The sequence below is a fragment of the Brevibacillus fortis genome (assembly GCF_003013395.1).
Classification (GTDB): Bacteria; Bacillota; Bacilli; order Brevibacillales; family Brevibacillaceae; genus Brevibacillus; species Brevibacillus fortis.
This window is the reverse complement of record NZ_PXZM01000018.1, coordinates 151382-167966: the sequence shown is the minus strand read 5'-3', so window position 1 is coordinate 167966 and position 16585 is coordinate 151382. Positions and strand designations below refer to the sequence as shown.

Here is a 16585-nt window from a genome sequence, read left to right as displayed (position 1 = left end):
CTAACGGGTAACAGTTCACACTCAGGAAATACTGGCCTCTTTTACTTGTATACGTGCCCCACGGGAGCCAATAACGTATGGAACGGCAAGCCTTACTGATGAGCAGCTGCTGGCCAAGATCCGAAGAGATTAGCTGGAACGCTGCGAGCATTCTGCTATTCGCATACGTCAGCTCCACGGCTTTTTCTGCTTTGACGGCTCATTTGCGTCTATGCCTGTTTCTGTGCGTCGATCCAGAGATTTCTCGAAGAATCTTTGTTCCTCCGAATGGGTGCCTGAATAATTGACAGACGTTTATTAATACCTGTTTCTGCCTTTTTTAACTTTGAAACAGACCGTTCACTGCCTTTCTTGCCTTTTCTAAAGCTCAAATGGAATGAAATTCGATTTTGTCGATATAGATAGGACCACCGCTCTCATTGGTGAGCCAGACCTCAAATTGAGATTCTGCTAGAACGAAATTGTAAACATCTAAATATTGGAACGATGAATACGTAAGATTACCAGCAGTCGTTTGTATATAATCATAAGTTATAGATGCATGTATACTACTAACGTACTTTTTGACATTGAGTTTACCATTCGCTACAGCCGCATATCGAATGCGAACACGATACGAAACTTTACCAGGACTTGATGGTCTTACCTTGATTGACACTTCGCCAGAAGGGCTTAATTTAACGAGATCCCCTCCTGTAGAACCGGGTCCCTTCTCAACGGAAAAAGCACCTCGATTCCAGTACGCCTTCACCGCTGGAATTTGGGTAATTTGATCTGTAACTATCGTATTGTTTGGATCGACACTGTTGTGTGTCCAACCAAATAATAAAGCACTTAGTTGTCTTTCATTAGACCATACGAAAGGGCAGCCCTGATATACAGGCTCAAATTTCACCCATGATAATCGATGATCCTTAATAGAATTTGATCTATGACTTTTGCCATATATATAATCCCGGTAGCCAGGGTGACCGCGGTCCCATAATTCAAAATCTACCGTTCCCAAGTCTGCTGATACGATACCAGTACTTACCCTTAATGTTAGTCGTCTTGTTTCAAACCACTGTTTAGTTTCCGCAACATTCCAATAATATTCTGTAATATTAACTCCAGGGCGTTCAACGCTATCATAATTTGTATTCTGCCCTTCTATCGGAGGTTTTTGATCCGGCCCAAGAGTTGTTTGCACTGTTTTTTCCAATCCTACCATAAGGTTACCATGGGTGGTATCAGAATCTTTCCCCTTATATTTCATATAAAAATTCATCTGTTTTAACCAAGTAAATAAGTGTGCGTTTCGATTTCCAACCATACGGGCCTCTATATCATCTATCGTATTTAAATTGTTATCTGATCTCCAAGTTGTTCCTCTGATATCTGTGAACAATTCTCGTGTTAGTTCAGTTTTAACTGGTAATGGGTAGTTATATGGATTATATAGTGACCAGAAGGAAGTAATATCTAATGCCATAATGGTCATCTCTTTTCGAAACTTATTATATAAATTCCAATTTTCTGTACCTTTATATTCTCCTTTAGCATCACGGAAACTAGAATAAGCTGATTGATTATCTCGTGTCCATGGGTACTGATCATAGTTAGATAAATCTGCTTGTAAGTTTCGGGATTGTTGTATTCCACTGTTGTACGTATTCACGCAATAATCGTTATATTGATTCAGCCTATCTAGGAGTTCGTCATAATTGGTTTCAATTGTAGCGGAGTCCATCCCCCATTGTGCTCCGAATTGCACAGCATCTCGTAATAACAGCAAGTGAAGGTTCGCTGCTTGCGCATAAACAGCGAGTAATAGAATTTGTGATTCCCCTCCTGTTGTGCCAGGACTAAATTGTGGCATGGCAGTTATAAAAGTGGTATCAGCGGCGTCCCACCTCATAAGTACTTCATTTTGCAAATCCTGATTCGTAGGGTTTGCGTGTAAATCATCTAGCGCTTTTATATATCTATCCACCACAGCTTGTAATCCCTCTAATTGAGCTATTGCTACCTCATACTTTTGTTGATTTAGCGCTTTTTTAATAAGAATTTCTACTGCATCTATCATCTCTTCCCATTGTTGTTGATTTGCAATAGTCCTCCATAGTATTTTGGAGATAGCTGAAAGAATCCCGCCTGCTATCTTCCATGATGATAATCCCAAAGTGCTGGTGGTATTCCCGGCATTTATAAGGGTTTGGGTAACTTCTGATGTAGTTTGGAGTGCAGCGTCTGTAACTGCTTCCTGTTGACGAACAGAGGGATTCTGTTCTCCATCTTTATAATTCATCCCTTGGAATTCAGAACCTGGTGCCTGCGCAAGGGGGTACCTTGGCTGAGAACCAGTATCCATGATTTCATTTTCATTGTTATTGGAATTTTGATTCATGTATAAACCTCCTTGTATCTTTCTTTTTTGTCGTAACATGTGTGATCGCTTGTATAGGGTATATTTGCCCATCCCCTGAGAAAGGGGAGTAAGCTTAATTCATAAGAAATTTAAATGTAATGTCCATTGGTGAAAGAAATATTCCAGTTGACATTTTAAAAATCATTGATTTTCCAGCGCCAAATAGTCCTTATTTAACTGAAAAATATTCTTAACGTACAGCAAACACTTTAAAATATGTCCAGATTGTGTCTAAACGTACATTTTTTTTTGATATGGTGAGGCCATTTACGAAATTTGGCCACCTCAACAAAACCAACCTCATCTAAAAGCTAAAACCAGCCAAGTTCAGAATAACTTTCAATATATGGTTTAGCTTCTGCGTATTTTTCCTACTGCACTAATGCTGCGGCCTTCAAGAGGTATCCTTGCCCATAGTAAACAACCAAGTGGCGATCCGTTTTTAAAGGCTCATCACCTCTATTGTTTTGTTGTTTGCGTAGCTCATCTTGATAAACTAGAGTAGCTAATTGTCTTAGTTCGTCAGCGTATTTTTCAACTTCTGCGCATCTGTGTAAGGAAAAACATGTATTAGCCAATTGAAGCAGAGCATCCATCTGATGATTTTCCGGCAGTCTCTTTCGATAGATACCAAACCGAATCACAGCTTCCTAGTTTTCCTCAGCATCACCTCCTTGTAACGCTCGAAACAGTCGGTATTGGCTCATCACAAAACGTTCCGTTACGATCAGAACTTGAGCAAAATTTAAAGAAATCAGGTTATACTTTGAGTAAACTTCGTTGTTGTGTTTCTTGTAACTCCATGATAATCACGTCCTCCCAAAATACAAAGCGAAGTAATGTTTACATTTATTTACAATCATTTTACAATTATTGGTCTTTTCGATCAAATAATTCTTTTCGGAGTTCATTTCATAAGTTTATCGCGGAACACGCCCAGGTATCGAATCTTTAAGTTCCGATTTTTGATTGGTATATGGAACTTCGTAGATTTTATGTCCTTAATTATATATTTCTACCATGAAATTTATACTGATCTTATCAAATTTGTTCCGGTACTAGTGTTTTTAGGAACTTTATAGATAGGAGGATTTCATGAAACGAAATTGGGAATTAGATGAGTTAATCGAGCATTTTACCTTACTCCCACACGAACTTGCGTTAATTGAATACAAATTAGGCGAGACAAAACTTGGATTTGCAGCCCTTCTTAAGTTTTTTCAATATGAGGCACGTTTTCCAAACAATAAGTTCGAAATTCCCAAAGTAGTCCTGGCTTACATTGCAAAACAGCTTTCATTGGAACCTGGAGTATATGCACAGTATGACTGGAACGGCCGGACCATTAAACGTCACCGCGTGCAAATTCGGGAGTACTATGGTTTTCGAAAAGCAACTGTAGAGGATGTACCAAGAGTCACGGATTGGCTATGCCAACATGTCCTTCATCATAATCAAGAGTTTGAATATCTCAAAGAGGCTGTATATGGGTATTTCCGGGACTTGAAAGTGGAACCGCCCACTCCAGATCGGGTCGAACGGTTAATTCGTTCAGCTATACACACATATGAAGAACAATTCTTCCAAACAACTTTTCAAAAGTTACCAGTGCCTTCATTGGCTAAATTGGATGTGCTGATAGAAAGCATTACTGTACTAGACGACGAGGAAGAACTAGAGCAGCACGAAAATCGACAGATTTCCTTTAACGAACTAAAAGCTGATCCCGGACGAGCAGGGCTTGAGAGTGTATTAAAAGAAATCAATAAGTTGCGCACGATTCGAAATTTGTAACTTCCGGACAACCTTTAAAGATACCCCTCTAAAAGTTTTGAAGAAATATCGGCAACGTGTGTCTACAGAAGACATCCGGGAACTGCGCCGTCATCCCGCACCGATTCGGTATACGTTGCTGTCGGCTTTCTTCTGGCTTCGGAGCATGGAAATATCGGATAACCTAGTCGATCTCCTTATCCAGATCGTTCATCGTATTGGTGTTCGAGCAGAACGTAAGGTAGAAAAGGAAATCCTGAAGGATTTACGACGTGTCAGCAACAAGTACGGAATCTTGTTCAATCTAGCACAAACAGCTATCAACCATCCAGATGGAATCATTAAAGAAGTATTATTCCCAGTGGTCAACGAGCAAACTTTGAAGGATCTCGTCAAAGAATTTAAACATACTGGACCGGCTTACCGTGAAAAAATCCATAATGTCATCCGTGCCTCCTATGGCAGCCATTACCGTCGGATGGTTCCAGAGATCCTCAGTATTCTTGATTTCCGTTCAAACAATGACGTTCATCGTCCAGTGATTCGTGCATTGGAGTTGATAAAAAAGTATGCGAATACCGGCCTACATTATTTCCCTTTAACTAATGACATTCCGATAGATGGTGTAATCCGTATTGCGTACAAAGAAATTATTATCGAAAAAGACGACAAAGGACAGGAACGGATTAACCGAATTAACTATGAGATCAGCACCTTGCAGATGCTTCGGGATAAATTACGTTGCAAAGAAATTTGGGTAGCCGGTGCTAACCGATACCGGAATCCGGATGAGGATCTTCCATCCGATTTTGAGGAACGCCGGGAAGAAAACTACAAAGCATTGAATCAGCCGTTAGATGCGGATTCTTTTATTGCTGCACTTAAACAAGAAATGATCCAAGGACTAGCAAAGCTCAATGCCGGGATGCCAAAGAACCCCAAAGTACGGATTACGGAAAAAGGCACCGGCTGGATTTCCGTCACTCCATTGGAACCACAGGCAGAGCCATTAAATTTAGCGCGGGTTAAAGCCGAAATTGCACGCCGCTGGCCGATGACAAGCCTGCTGGACATTTTAAAAGAGACGGACTTGCGCGTTTCGTTTACGGAACAATTCAAGACGGTGGCCAATCGTGAGATTTTAGATCGTGAAACGCTGCAAAAGCGATTGATACTTTCTCTTTACGGTTTAGGAACCAACACCGGCTTAAAACGAGTCAGTGCCGGTGATCATGGAGAAAGTTATAAGGATCTTCTCTATGTCCGGCGCAAGTTCATTCACAAAGACAACCTTCGTAATGCCATTGCTGAAGTGGTGAATGCTATTTTTCAGATCCGCATGCTAGAAATATGGGGCGAAGGTACAACTTCTTGCGCTTCAGACTCGAAGAAGTTCGGAGCCTGGGATCAGAACCTTATGACGGAGTGGCATATCCGGTACCGCGGCCGTGGCGTGATGATTTACTGGCATGTGGAGAAAAATTCAACGTGTATCTATTCACAGCTCAAATCATGCTCCTCATCTGAGATTGCTGCTATGATCGAAGGATTACTCCGGCATTGTACGGATATGGAAGTGGAGAAAAACTATGTAGATTCACACGGCCAAAGTGAAGTTGCCTTTGCTTTTTGCCATCTGCTCGGATTCCAACTCATGCCACGATTAAAAGCGATCCACTCTCAAAAGTTATATCGCCCTGAGCCTGGAATGACAGATGCTTATCCCAATTTGCAACCGGTACTGACACGTCCAATCAACTGGGAGCTGATCCAACAGCAGTATGACCAAATGATGAAGTATGCTACAGCTCTGCGTTTAGGGACAGCAGAGACTGAAGCCATCCTGAAACGATTCACACGAAATAACCTGAAACATCCGACGTATCAAGTTTTAGGAGAGTTGGGGAAAGCAGTAAAAACGATCTTCCTTTGCAATTATTTACACTCAGAGGAGCTACGCCGCGAAATCAATGAAGGTTTAAATGTCGTAGAGAACTGGAACTCGGCCAACAGCTTTATCTTCTATGGCAAGGGCGGAGAAATCGCCACGAATCGCATGGAAGATCAGGAAATGGCCGTTCTATCTTTGCATTTGCTGCAAAATTGCTTGGTATATATCAACACCATCATGTTTCAAAATATTTTATCGGAGAAGAAATGGTTTGACCTGATGGCTCCAGAGGATTTCCGTGCCCTAACCCCGTTAATTTATACGCACGTTAATCCGTATGGAACATTCCGGTTGGACATGAAAGAGCGCTTATTATTAGAAGGTGAACTAGCATGAGTGACAAACGTGTATCTGCAAAAAAGAAAGCCCGCGAACTAGCAAAATACCTGCGGGCAGAACGACCAGACTATGCTTATTTAAAAAGGTTGTTTCAACACCTACGAGATGAACTGGAAATAGAGGTTCCTAAAGCATCAAAGAAACTCCCCTATGTCCCTACGGAAGAGGAGTTAAAACGGTATTATGAGGTGGTTTGGAAAGCAAAAAACTTTCAGGACATGATGATCTTAAAAACGCTGATGTATACCGGTGTTCGTGTCAGCGAATTAATCAATATCAAGTTGGCGGACATCGATTTTCACTACTGTCAGATCCGGATCAACAAAGGAAAGGGCAGTAAGGATCGAATCGTACCTTTCCCACAGGCTTTTAAGGAGCTGTTGGCCATGCACGGAGATACCATGAAAAAGAAACAGGCTGTGTATGTATTTGAGTCCTCCTGGAAGAAAAAATACACGGATCGGGGAATCCGAAAGATTTTGGCCAAATATTCCGAGGAAGCCGGATTCACTCAAAATTTATCACCGCACAAGCTCCGTCACTTTCTGCTGACCTGGTTGAAAAAGCAAGGAATCGACGATGCGTTGATTCAGCCATATTCCGGTCATGAAAGTCGTAAATCACTTGAGATATATTCAAAGCTGTCAATCACTGATGCGCAGTTTGAATATAACGAGGTTATCAATAAATTTCCAGTTTAACGAGTTGGCACTTGGTAATAGCTACGCTGGGATTACCCGTAAATGTAGTCTGAATACACTCGGAATTTGACTGTTATTGTCTCAACTTAGTTTATATAGAGGAAGCCTAACCTCTCGGGTGTAACGGCAACATGGATGACAACAATTTTCTAGATATGGGGTGCTCTAACTGGTTAAGCTGCTTGATGTCATCCAACATCTCAATGATTTGCCCTTTATACATCACCGCAAGACGGTCCGCCATGTAATGTACAGCCTGTAAATCGTGTGTAATGAACAGGTAGGCCAGTTGAAACTCTTTCTTTAGGTCGGCTAAAAGATCTAATATTTGAGCCTGTACGAAGACATCCAGACTGCTCACTGCTTCGTCGAGCACAATGAGTTTCGGATGAAGAGCAATGGCTCTTGCGATGTTTACTCTCTGAAGCTGCCCGCCGCTTAATTGATGAGGATATTTATCCATGTTTCCAGGCGACAACCCCACTTTCTCCAGAAGCTCTCCAACTCTTTTTTTCTCCTCAGCCGGCGTGAGCTTCTCATAATTTTTGATGGGCTCTGCGATAATGTTGCCGATAGATAGTCTAGGATTGACGGAGCTGTAGCAATCTTGGAAAACGACTTGAAGATTTTGGCGAAGTTCTTTTTGTTCTTTGGCTGCTAGTTGAAAAAGGTTTTTACCTTGAAAGAATATCTCTCCTTGATCCGGTCTTTCCAACCCAAGAATCATCTTTCCAAGTGTGCTCTTCCCTGATCCACTTTCCCCCACCAGACCTAAGCAGGTTCCCTCATGGAGAGTCAGAGAGACGTTTTTCACTGCTTCAAGACGTTTACCCTTCCCCCATAATGTGGTTTCAATCGGGTAAGTCTTGCTAATACCTTTAATCTCGAGCAAGCTCATTCTTCATTCACCTTTATCTTCATTCTAATGTTTCGCATGCTTTCCTCGACAACGATAGTCGAGACTCTAGCAGAGCCTTGGTATATGGATGTGAGGGTCTGTTAAATAACGTAGAGACTGGTGCTCTCTCCACGATATTACCGCTATTCATCACTGCGACTTCATCGGCAAGATAGGCAATTGCACCAAGATCATGCGAAACCAATAATATACTGGTGTTGTATTCTTTGCGCAGCATATTGAGTTGGTCTAAAATTTGCAGTTGATTTGTCGCATCTAGTGCTGTTGTAGGCTCATCGGCAATGATGATGGAGGGCTGTAGAGAAACAGCGATGGCTATCATGACACGTTGCAGCATTCCGCCGCTTAGCTGAAACGGGTATTGCTTTAGCAATAGATCGGGTCGGGGCAGCTGCATCAGTTCTAGATAGGCAATGGCCATCTCTTCTGCCTGCTTTTGAGTTACCTGAAGATGGGTTCTAAGTGTCTCCCGAAAATGTTGACCGATTGTAACCACAGGATTAAAAGCAGACATGGGGTTCTGCATAATCATGGCGATCTCTTTGCCGCGAATCTGCCTCATTTCGCTAGCTGAAAGGTTTCGAAGGTCTTTATTCTTCAACTTGATGCTCCCTCGGACGACCTTGCTCTTATTTGGCAAAAGGTTTACCAAGGCCAAACACGTCATAGTTTTACCTGATCCACTCTCTCCGACAAGGCCAAACACTTTTCCCGCCTGAAGATCAAAGCTCACTCCATTCAAAATGGGCACCTGACAGTGGTCCGTTGATACATGGACGTGCAAATCGTTTACCGTCATGATCGATTGTGTTGTCATATCCGATTCTCCTAGTCTTGTCTTACATCGAGAGCATCCCGCAAGGTGTCCCCAAACAAATTAAAAGCCATGACGATTGTCAATATCATCAAGCCTGGATACATCATTAATGACGGATGGCTTCTAAAGAACTGCTTGCTGTCATTAATCATTGCACCCCACTCCGCTGTTGGGGGCTGAATGCCAAGCCCTAGAAAAGATAGTCCGGAAATCGTTAAAATAATCCCTCCGATGTCCATAAAGAACAATACGGCTACTTGAGATAGAATAACAGGGAAAATATGCCTGATGACTATCATTGGTCCAGGTGTCCCTGATACTTTTGCAGCCAAGATATAGTTTTGCTCTTTTACACTAAGGACCATGCCGCGTATTATTCGTGCATAAAAAACCCACTGTACAAGTACCATCGCAAGGAAAAGATTCAGCGGCCCTGGCCCCAAAATACCAATCAAGGCTAGTGCAAGAAACAAGCTTGGAAATGCCAACAAGACGTCACAGATACGCATGAACAGGTAATCGATCCGGCCACCTTTATAGCCTGCATAAGTCCCAATGAAAATACTGATGATCATGGTGACCACCATCACGAGAAAAGCGGTACCCAATGATACCCTTGTTCCAAAGATCAATCTGGATAATATACATCTGCCCAAGTGATCAGTGCCAAGAGGAAAATCCCATGAAGGTGCTTGCAGTTTGTGCTCAATATCAATTATGTTGGGATCATGGGGGGCTAATACTGGTGCGAAAAGGACAAGAACGAACATGATGAGAATGATGGCACCACTGAATAGTAGCGCCTTTTTTTGAAACAGCCTTACCATCAACATTCGAAGCATCCCTAACGCTCCCCTTTCCATCGAATCCGCGGGTCCAGTAAACCGTATGCAATGTCTACCAACAGATTACAGACGACAAAAATAACCCCCATAAGCAAGATACAAGACTGAACCACAGGATAGTCTCGGTGAGAGAGCGCGGAAACAAAAAACCTTCCCAATCCTGGCCAAGCGAAGATACTTTCTACTATGAACGCTCCAGTTAGCATGTTTCCAATGGTCATGCCAAATGCAGTAACGACCGGGAGCAAAGCCATTTTCAAAACATGTCTACCGATGATCACCCGTTCTTGCAAACCCCTGACTCTCGCGTAGAAGACAAATGGTTGATGTAAGTTTTCCAGCATACTTGTTCTTAGCAAGCGTGTATAGGTCGAGATGTACGCAAAAGCGAGTGTCAGGGAAGGGAGCACCAAGTGCGCAAGTGATCCCCTCCCTACTACAGGCAATAGATCTAATTTAATAGAAAAGAAATACATGAAGAGAAATCCTAGCCAGAAGGTTGGCATGGATGCCCCCACAAACGATAAAATCCTGCTTAAATGGTCAAACATCCCACCTTTGTAGAGCGCAGAAAAAATCCCGATTGGAACACTTATGCAAACTGTCAAGATGACTGCCGTTATTGTGAGCTGAAGCGTTGCCGGAAAGTATAACATCAACTCATCCCATACAGGCTGTTTCGACACATATGAAATTCCAAAGTCCAACCGTACAACTTTTCCCAACCAATCGACATATTGAACAATCAAGGGTTTATCCAATCCCAATTTGACATTCATCTCTTGAATCGCCTGATTGGTAGGAGGAATATGTGATAGTCTCAAGTATGCTTCGGCTGGATCGCCAGGAGCTAGGCGTATTAATAGAAACGTTAGTAAGGAAATACCAAATAGTATGGGGATAAGCATCGAAAGACGTTTTACAATAAACCAGATCATATCTTGTACCTCAATTACTGTACGTCAATCGTTGTAAAGGGAACTTCGTATGGCTGCGGCATAAAGTTAACTCCGCTCACATTTTTGTGATATACCGCCATATTAGACTGATACGATATAGGTAGATACACTGCCTGTTCATGCAGGGTAGTTAAAATATCAGCATACAGTGCCCTTCTGACGTTTTCATCCGTACTTAATAAGACTTTTCCTATTTTTTGGTCCATGTCTTTCTTCATCGGTAAGCCTAACTGAATTAGGTAATCCGTATTTCCTTGTTCTGCGGCTTTACTCATAGCTGACACATAGGAGTGCGGATCATAAGGCGCGCCCCAAGATTCGTTAAAAAGCAGTTCAAACTCTCCTTGGAACGCAGTTTTCCAGTGAGCCTCTTCCTCTTGTCCAGTCAATTTCACATTGATACCTACTTTTCGTAAATCTCCCTGGATCACTTCTGCAACCGCCTTTTGAATGTTATGCGTGCTGATAAACAGTAACTGTAATTCCAAAGGCTTTCCGTCTTTCTCTCTAAATTCTTTTCCGGGGACTTCTTTCCATCCAGCTTCATCTAACAGTTGCTTCGCTCTCTCAACATCGTATTCATAGGGTTTTACATGAACATCAGAATAGGGAAAATTGGTCGAAAACAAGGTATCAGACTTTTTCTCCAACCCGTAAAACACCCTATCGATCACTGCTTGCTTGTTAAAGGCATGCTGTATCGCCATTCGTACTTTCAAGTCCTTAGTGGCCCCCCGGTTGGAATTAAGCTGTACGATTCTCGTTGATGTCGGCTCTGACAGATGAGTTTCATAATTTCCAGTATCCTTTAAGAATTTAAAAGAATCCTGACTAATTAATCCGTTGCCGAAAATCAGATCAATTTCCTTGTTCTCAAAAGCCAATACTCTTGCCTCGCCATCAGGAATTACTTTTACAACGATTTTATTTATTTTGGGCTTGGTTCCCCAGTAAAGGTCATTCCTTGTAAAAGTAGCGAATTCGCCTCTCTTGTACTCGCTTAATACCCATGGTCCTGTACCAATCGGCTTTTTGATCCCTTCAAATGTTTTTCCATTATCTGGAAAACCTGCTTCACCTAAAAATCGCAATGGTCTGATGAGAGTTAGTTCCTGAAGGGCTGGATAATACGAATTTTTCAAGATCATTTTAAAGCGAAATTCATCAACAACTTCCGTGCTTTTGATCTGATTTATTAGTTCCAGCCACTCATGTTCTTTGGCATTCCCAAGCACGGCATCAAAATTCTTTTTCACTACTGCAGCATTAAAAGTTGAACCGTCTGAAAATTTGATGTCCTTTCTTAGATGGAACAAATACTCCTTACCGTCTGGGGACATCTCCCATTTTTCCGCTAACCACGGCTCTATTTTTCCACCTTCACCGTAAGCTACCAGTGATTCATACACCATAGCTTGGGTGAAAAACTGATTAGGAAGATATGTATGGGGATTTAAGTTCCCGATGTCTTCAGACCAGGAAAAAGTTAGCGTTTTTGAATGGCTGTTACTATTTTGTGATACATTGCTGCTGCAACCTGCGAAAAGTGCGGCTAGAAGAAACAGTGGTACCAGCAGGAGAGTGAAAGAATGTAACCTTTGTGGATTCATGTTAAATACCTCATTTTTTAGACTTTGTCATCGACAACAAAAAAAGCATCTTACTCTTTTAAGAGAAGATGCTTTACGCGCAATAAAGAATAACTGAACAGACGTCACCCAGCAAGCCACGTACACCTCCCTATCTCCCGTAGGTTGACAGTGTTCAAGGAATAGGCAGGTCTTCTGACTTAGGTTCAACATCTCGATGTGTCTTCCCGGGTTTACCCAGTGACATCTTACATGAGACTCACCAATACAGCGGCGGGACCGTGTCGGATTTACACCGAACTTCCCTTTTAAGATTCGTTAATGAACGAATACACCTAATCCGTCACAATATGTAGTTCGAATTAATAAATCATAATACCAAATATAGAATTTGTCCACTCGAAATTCCAGATGTATTCCTTTCTCTTTTCCAAACTGATTTTTTTCATTTTCATACGTTTACGTTCTTTTTTTGAAAGGCAAGACGGATGATTTCACTTCATGAGCGAATATTTTAGCTAAGGACCAAAGCCGGTATTCTCAATCCACCAATCAATCGAGTTGCCACACTTCTTGTTGTTCTGCCATTCGCATTTGCTCTACCCGACCCGAGGCTTACACTGGTTTAGTATCAGCGGATAGCGTAACACATTGTAGCGTAGAGCTTACCTAATAATCTGTAAGGATTTTTCAAGACATACCGAAATGATTTTGTGAAATAAGGCCCGATTTAATATAATTTAAGCGTTGAGACAGTATATAAGACTGAATAATGTGAGGAAGTGCCTATGGGATCAAATGTAATAGTTGTACAATATGATCCTGATTGGACACGATTGTTTAAAACGTTACGTGGCTTTGTGCTTCCGACTTTGAGCGGTCTTGTGGTCACTATAGAACATGTCGGAAGTACATCAGTTCCAGGGTTAGCAGGCTAAACCGATTGTTGATATGGATGTGGTCGTGTCTACACAAGCTGATGTGAATTTAGCCATTAAAAGGCTCGCCACCCTTGGCTATGTTCATGAAGGCGACTTAGGAGTTTCTGGGCGGGAGGCATTTATTCCCCCCGATAATGTACCTTGGCATCACCTGTATGTGTGTACATCAGATAACGTCGAATACCAACGGCATATCCTGTTTCGGGATTATTTGAGAAGTCATCCAGAGGAAACTAAAATGTACGGTGACTTGAAGTTAGAACTTGCACAACGGTTTCACCATGACCGTACGGGATACACAAATGCTAAAGGAGATTTGGTGAAAGAGATACTAAAACGTGCAGGTGGAAGTGTCCCAAATTCAAGTACCACTCTTCATCAAGCGCGAAGCTATTTTCACCTAAATCAGTAATTCCTGCAAGGAGTTTAGCCTCCTCCTCAAAGGGCTCAGTATCAACGCTTTTGGGTTTTGCAGAAAAGCTATCAGACCAAGAAATACCACAAGCTGCTGTATGCATCCTTGGATCGTATCGTGATCCAGTTTTAAGGACGCTGTAAATAATCTTTTAAAGTTTTACGCCACCAATAAACTATGAAGACCACAAGATGTGAGCAAGTTGTGGTCTTTTTGAATGTATGGTGCTAACTCATATTGAGACTCCTGATAAACACTGTTACATTCTCTATACAGCAGGCTCCTTGTCGGTTATTAACTTCACAACCAAATCCATTTACTCACGAACACGATCAGTTGGGCGGAAATAATAACAAACAGGAACCACTACGCTCTAATCCTTCTGATATGATAAGTCGATACTTTTAACCTGCTTATATGTTTGCAAATCATTGAAATAGACGACTTTACAAGATGGGTAGGGACAGAATCCATTGACGACTCATTGTCTCTAAGCCATTGCTTAAATAATGCTTTGAGTGTAATAATTTGAACCCTTTGCCTTTCGTTCGTGTTTGATGTATTCAATACCTATGTTTACTTTTACCAAGATTCAAAATCAATTGCGACTTGGCCTGTAGATGGTGCACAGCATAAGGATACATCGCGATGTTCACCAGCAGATTCAAATTCTGAGTAAGCACTGGTGTAGAAAATCTCCTACTCCTAGGTGTCACTGTTAATTGAAATTTCTAACCCTTTAGTCTATACTTCATTTTTGATGATTGCTCGATATATAAATTTCGGTAAAGCAGACTGTCTACTCCATCTTGATTCCAGCCGCGTCTGATGTATTTGCTAAGCTATCGAACCCGTCGCATTTAGTTGAATAAAAAGGACTGCGCAAGCAGTCCCTCACAGTAGTTGATCAAATATTTAAATTTATTTTTTTTCAAGTTCCTCTTCATAATCTTCAAGTTCCTCATCTGTCATTACATATGAAGAGGAATCCTCTCGAATAAAACGCACCGCATTTAGTCCGATCATCTGAGCAGCGGTGGACGGCTGACCATCCGGTAAAAGAGGTGCAATAGACAGATCGGCAACTTTAAGATTTTTGGTACCAAACACATTGAGGAATCCATCGACAACCCCTTCTTGAATCGTCCGTCCCATCCGACACTGCCCGCCAACAGAGAAGTTCGTGTAGGATGCTTTGACATAATTCTCAAGCTGCTGTTGTTTGTTAGGATCGTTGTCAGGTAACAGGAATATACTCTCTGGAGGGTATACAACCTTCCCGATGCCGTTATTTGGATATTTCAGTGGATCTCTAGCTTCAACAATAATATTATAAATCCTCTTATATTGATCGACCATATACGATAGGTCATCGGGATCTTGTATCGGATTGAAGTTAAGGGATGGGTAAGCCTCTGGATCGCTATGTTCCACTAGCGCCGTACCCTTGCTTCTCGTATTTAGATCTACAATGCCAAAACTCATGATACTAGGGTTGGTTTGGAAAGTTAAATCTAAACTCCAACCGTTGCTGAGCACATCTGGAGCAGGGATAAAAAATGGGGAAGGGATTCCGAACAGTTGGAGACGACGACCTTCTACTGGATTCAATGGATTCTCTGCTTGGAAAGCACCTAGAGCAAACGGCATGTTGGGATCGGTAAAAAAAATCGGAAGAATTTGGGAGGTATCTATTTCAAACCCCAGTCCAACATAACCTTGAGCTTGCAGATTGTGACCGACATGAGGGCTCTCGACTAAGGTTCGGATACCCGCTTTAACCAATTCATTCGAGCCACCGATCCCTGAACGTTGGAGAATGACCGAGGAAAAAAAGCCAGCTGAGAGGATGATGCCTCTGCGGGCAAACTTTTTGTGGGAAACCCCGTCTTTGACAAATTCCACTCCAACTGCGGTGGGTGTTCCCTTTTTCTTCTTAAATAACACTTTGTTGACGGTTGCTTTAGCTAAAATGACCAACTTTCTTCGGCCAACCCCAAACTCATCGGGATGGAATTGATCTCCTTGGGTGACAATCTGGTCATTTAAATAGCCTGTTGCTGTTGAGGATCGGACAAATTGACCGGGGCTAACCTCTTTTTGAATAAATTGCGCTTTGTAAAATGTACAATCCCTTATGCCGGTATTATAGTCCTCAACAATCGGTGTACCCAAAACAGTGTTTGTTGCTTGAACTAACGTACTGATCAATCCATCAGGGGGAATTATCTGTTGTCTTAAAAAGATCGGACCTTTTGTTCCCCGTTCGTTAGGGTTTTGTGTCGCTCCTGTATAGGTTTCATTTTCTACAAATAGGGAGCTAATCTGGTTGTAACTCCATTGGTTTCCAACAAGACTAGCCCACTGGTCATACAGCTCTCTACTCCCACGTACGGAGTACATGTCACTAATTTCTGAGCTGCCACCTATGACGCGACCATTTGTTGAAATAAGTGGACGAGCAATAATTTGTTCTATTTCAGAAGTAACATTAAAACTAAACCTGTTACCGCGGGTTGTATTAATGGTGGCAAGAATGCTAGGGTTACTTAGCTCATTCGTCATATTTGTTCCTGCTTCAAGGACAAGTACAGAGGTATGTTTATCATCGGTTAACTTTTTGGCGATTACCCCGCCAGCAGTTCCGGCACCTATCACGATGTAATCAAAAATACTCTTTTTGGACACGTTATCAGTCCTTCCAATATCGATCATTTTCTGCATCGAACTATGAGAATAAAATTAAGAATGCGGACATTTCTAAATACAAACCATTGATTTTATTCATTCTTCACAGTCGGCACTTTAGAATATGCAAAATGATCTAGAATTGACTGGACAAATAGTGTAAGGAAAGCATAATGATAGTGAATCCAGCGAGATGGGCGTTTATCCGGTATCTACGAAAGTGGGCAGTCCCAAAAATGAT

Annotated in this window: 10 protein-coding genes, 1 pseudogene and 1 riboswitch; of the genes and pseudogenes, 4 read left to right on the top strand and 7 right to left on the bottom strand. The window is 41.9% G+C overall.

All coding sequences use genetic code 11. From position 1 onward, the window contains the following. Positions 1-367: 367 nt before the first annotated feature. On the bottom strand, positions 368-2386 hold the full coding sequence (locus tag C7R93_RS12445) for an insecticidal delta-endotoxin Cry8Ea1 family protein (protein WP_158264023.1): 2019 nt from the start codon (positions 2384-2386) through the stop codon (positions 368-370). Positions 2387-3502: 1116 nt separating this feature from the next. Between C7R93_RS12445 and C7R93_RS12435 the strand changes: the two are divergent. After that, positions 3503-6467, top strand: a pseudogene (locus C7R93_RS12435) (Tn3 family transposase). Further along, a complete protein-coding gene (locus C7R93_RS12430; protein ID WP_106839098.1) occupies positions 6464-7171 on the top strand; it encodes a tyrosine-type recombinase/integrase in 708 nt (235 codons plus the stop codon). The pseudogene C7R93_RS12435 and the gene C7R93_RS12430 overlap by 4 nt, the downstream one beginning before the upstream one ends. A gap of 106 nt (positions 7172-7277) precedes the next feature. On the opposite strand, the gene nikE is transcribed toward C7R93_RS12430, so the two are convergent. From nikE to nikA, 5 genes are read right to left on the bottom strand one after another with little or no spacing between them, the layout of a single operon-like run. Next, positions 7278-8069: a nickel import ATP-binding protein NikE gene (nikE, locus tag C7R93_RS12425; RefSeq protein WP_106839097.1), complete on the bottom strand. Its 792-nt coding sequence runs from the start codon at positions 8067-8069 to the stop codon at positions 7278-7280. A 19-nt stretch (positions 8070-8088) separates the two neighbouring features. Beyond that, positions 8089-8907: an ABC transporter ATP-binding protein gene (locus C7R93_RS12420; RefSeq protein WP_106839096.1), complete on the bottom strand. Its 819-nt coding sequence runs from the start codon at positions 8905-8907 to the stop codon at positions 8089-8091. Positions 8908-8918: 11 nt separating this feature from the next. Then, the gene (gene nikC, locus C7R93_RS12415; protein ID WP_106839095.1) at positions 8919-9749 is read right to left on the bottom strand and encodes a nickel transporter permease; all 831 of its coding nucleotides are present in this window, start codon (positions 9747-9749) and stop codon (positions 8919-8921) included. Positions 9750-9751: 2 nt separating this feature from the next. Further along, entirely contained in the window at positions 9752-10690 is a 939-nt protein-coding gene (gene nikB / locus C7R93_RS12410) for a nickel ABC transporter permease (protein WP_106839094.1), read from the bottom strand. A 14-nt stretch (positions 10691-10704) separates the two neighbouring features. Then, positions 10705-12321: a nickel ABC transporter substrate-binding protein gene (gene nikA / locus C7R93_RS12405; RefSeq protein WP_106839093.1), complete on the bottom strand. Its 1617-nt coding sequence runs from the start codon at positions 12319-12321 to the stop codon at positions 10705-10707. Between the two features lie 147 nt (positions 12322-12468). Continuing rightward, positions 12469-12654: riboswitch (cobalamin riboswitch) on the bottom strand. Positions 12655-13088: 434 nt separating this feature from the next. Between nikA and C7R93_RS31130 the strand changes: the two genes are divergently transcribed. Together C7R93_RS31130 and C7R93_RS12400 are read left to right on the top strand one after the other, a co-directional pair. Beyond that, positions 13089-13238, top strand: a complete 150-nt coding sequence (locus C7R93_RS31130) for a GrpB family protein (protein WP_425266733.1) — start codon at positions 13089-13091, stop codon at positions 13236-13238. A gap of 25 nt (positions 13239-13263) precedes the next feature. Further along, positions 13264-13653, top strand: coding sequence for a GrpB family protein (locus C7R93_RS12400; RefSeq protein WP_279629446.1), 390 nt, complete (start codon positions 13264-13266; stop codon positions 13651-13653). A 924-nt stretch (positions 13654-14577) separates the two neighbouring features. On the opposite strand, the gene C7R93_RS12395 is transcribed toward C7R93_RS12400, so the two are convergent. Further along, complete coding sequence (locus tag C7R93_RS12395) at positions 14578-16344, bottom strand: GMC family oxidoreductase (RefSeq protein ID WP_425266732.1); 1767 nt, start codon at positions 16342-16344, stop codon at positions 14578-14580. Positions 16345-16585: the final 241 nt, after the last annotated feature.

Bases quoted from the DNA above. Each gene is read 5' to 3' on its own strand.
- C7R93_RS12445 (WP_158264023.1), bottom strand. From the start codon at position 2,386: ATGAATCAAAATTCCAATAACAATGAAAATGAAATCATGGATACTGGT.
- C7R93_RS12430 (WP_106839098.1), top strand. From the start codon at position 6,464: ATGAGTGACAAACGTGTATCTGCAAAAAAGAAAGCCCGCGAACTAGCA.
- nikE (WP_106839097.1), bottom strand. From the start codon at position 8,069: ATGAGCTTGCTCGAGATTAAAGGTATTAGCAAGACTTACCCGATTGAA.
- C7R93_RS12420 (WP_106839096.1), bottom strand. From the start codon at position 8,907: ATGACAACACAATCGATCATGACGGTAAACGATTTGCACGTCCATGTA.
- nikC (WP_106839095.1), bottom strand. From the start codon at position 9,749: ATGCTTCGAATGTTGATGGTAAGGCTGTTTCAAAAAAAGGCGCTACTA.
- nikB (WP_106839094.1), bottom strand. From the start codon at position 10,690: ATGATCTGGTTTATTGTAAAACGTCTTTCGATGCTTATCCCCATACTA.
- nikA (WP_106839093.1), bottom strand. From the start codon at position 12,321: ATGAATCCACAAAGGTTACATTCTTTCACTCTCCTGCTGGTACCACTG.
- C7R93_RS31130 (WP_425266733.1), top strand. From the start codon at position 13,089: ATGGGATCAAATGTAATAGTTGTACAATATGATCCTGATTGGACACGA.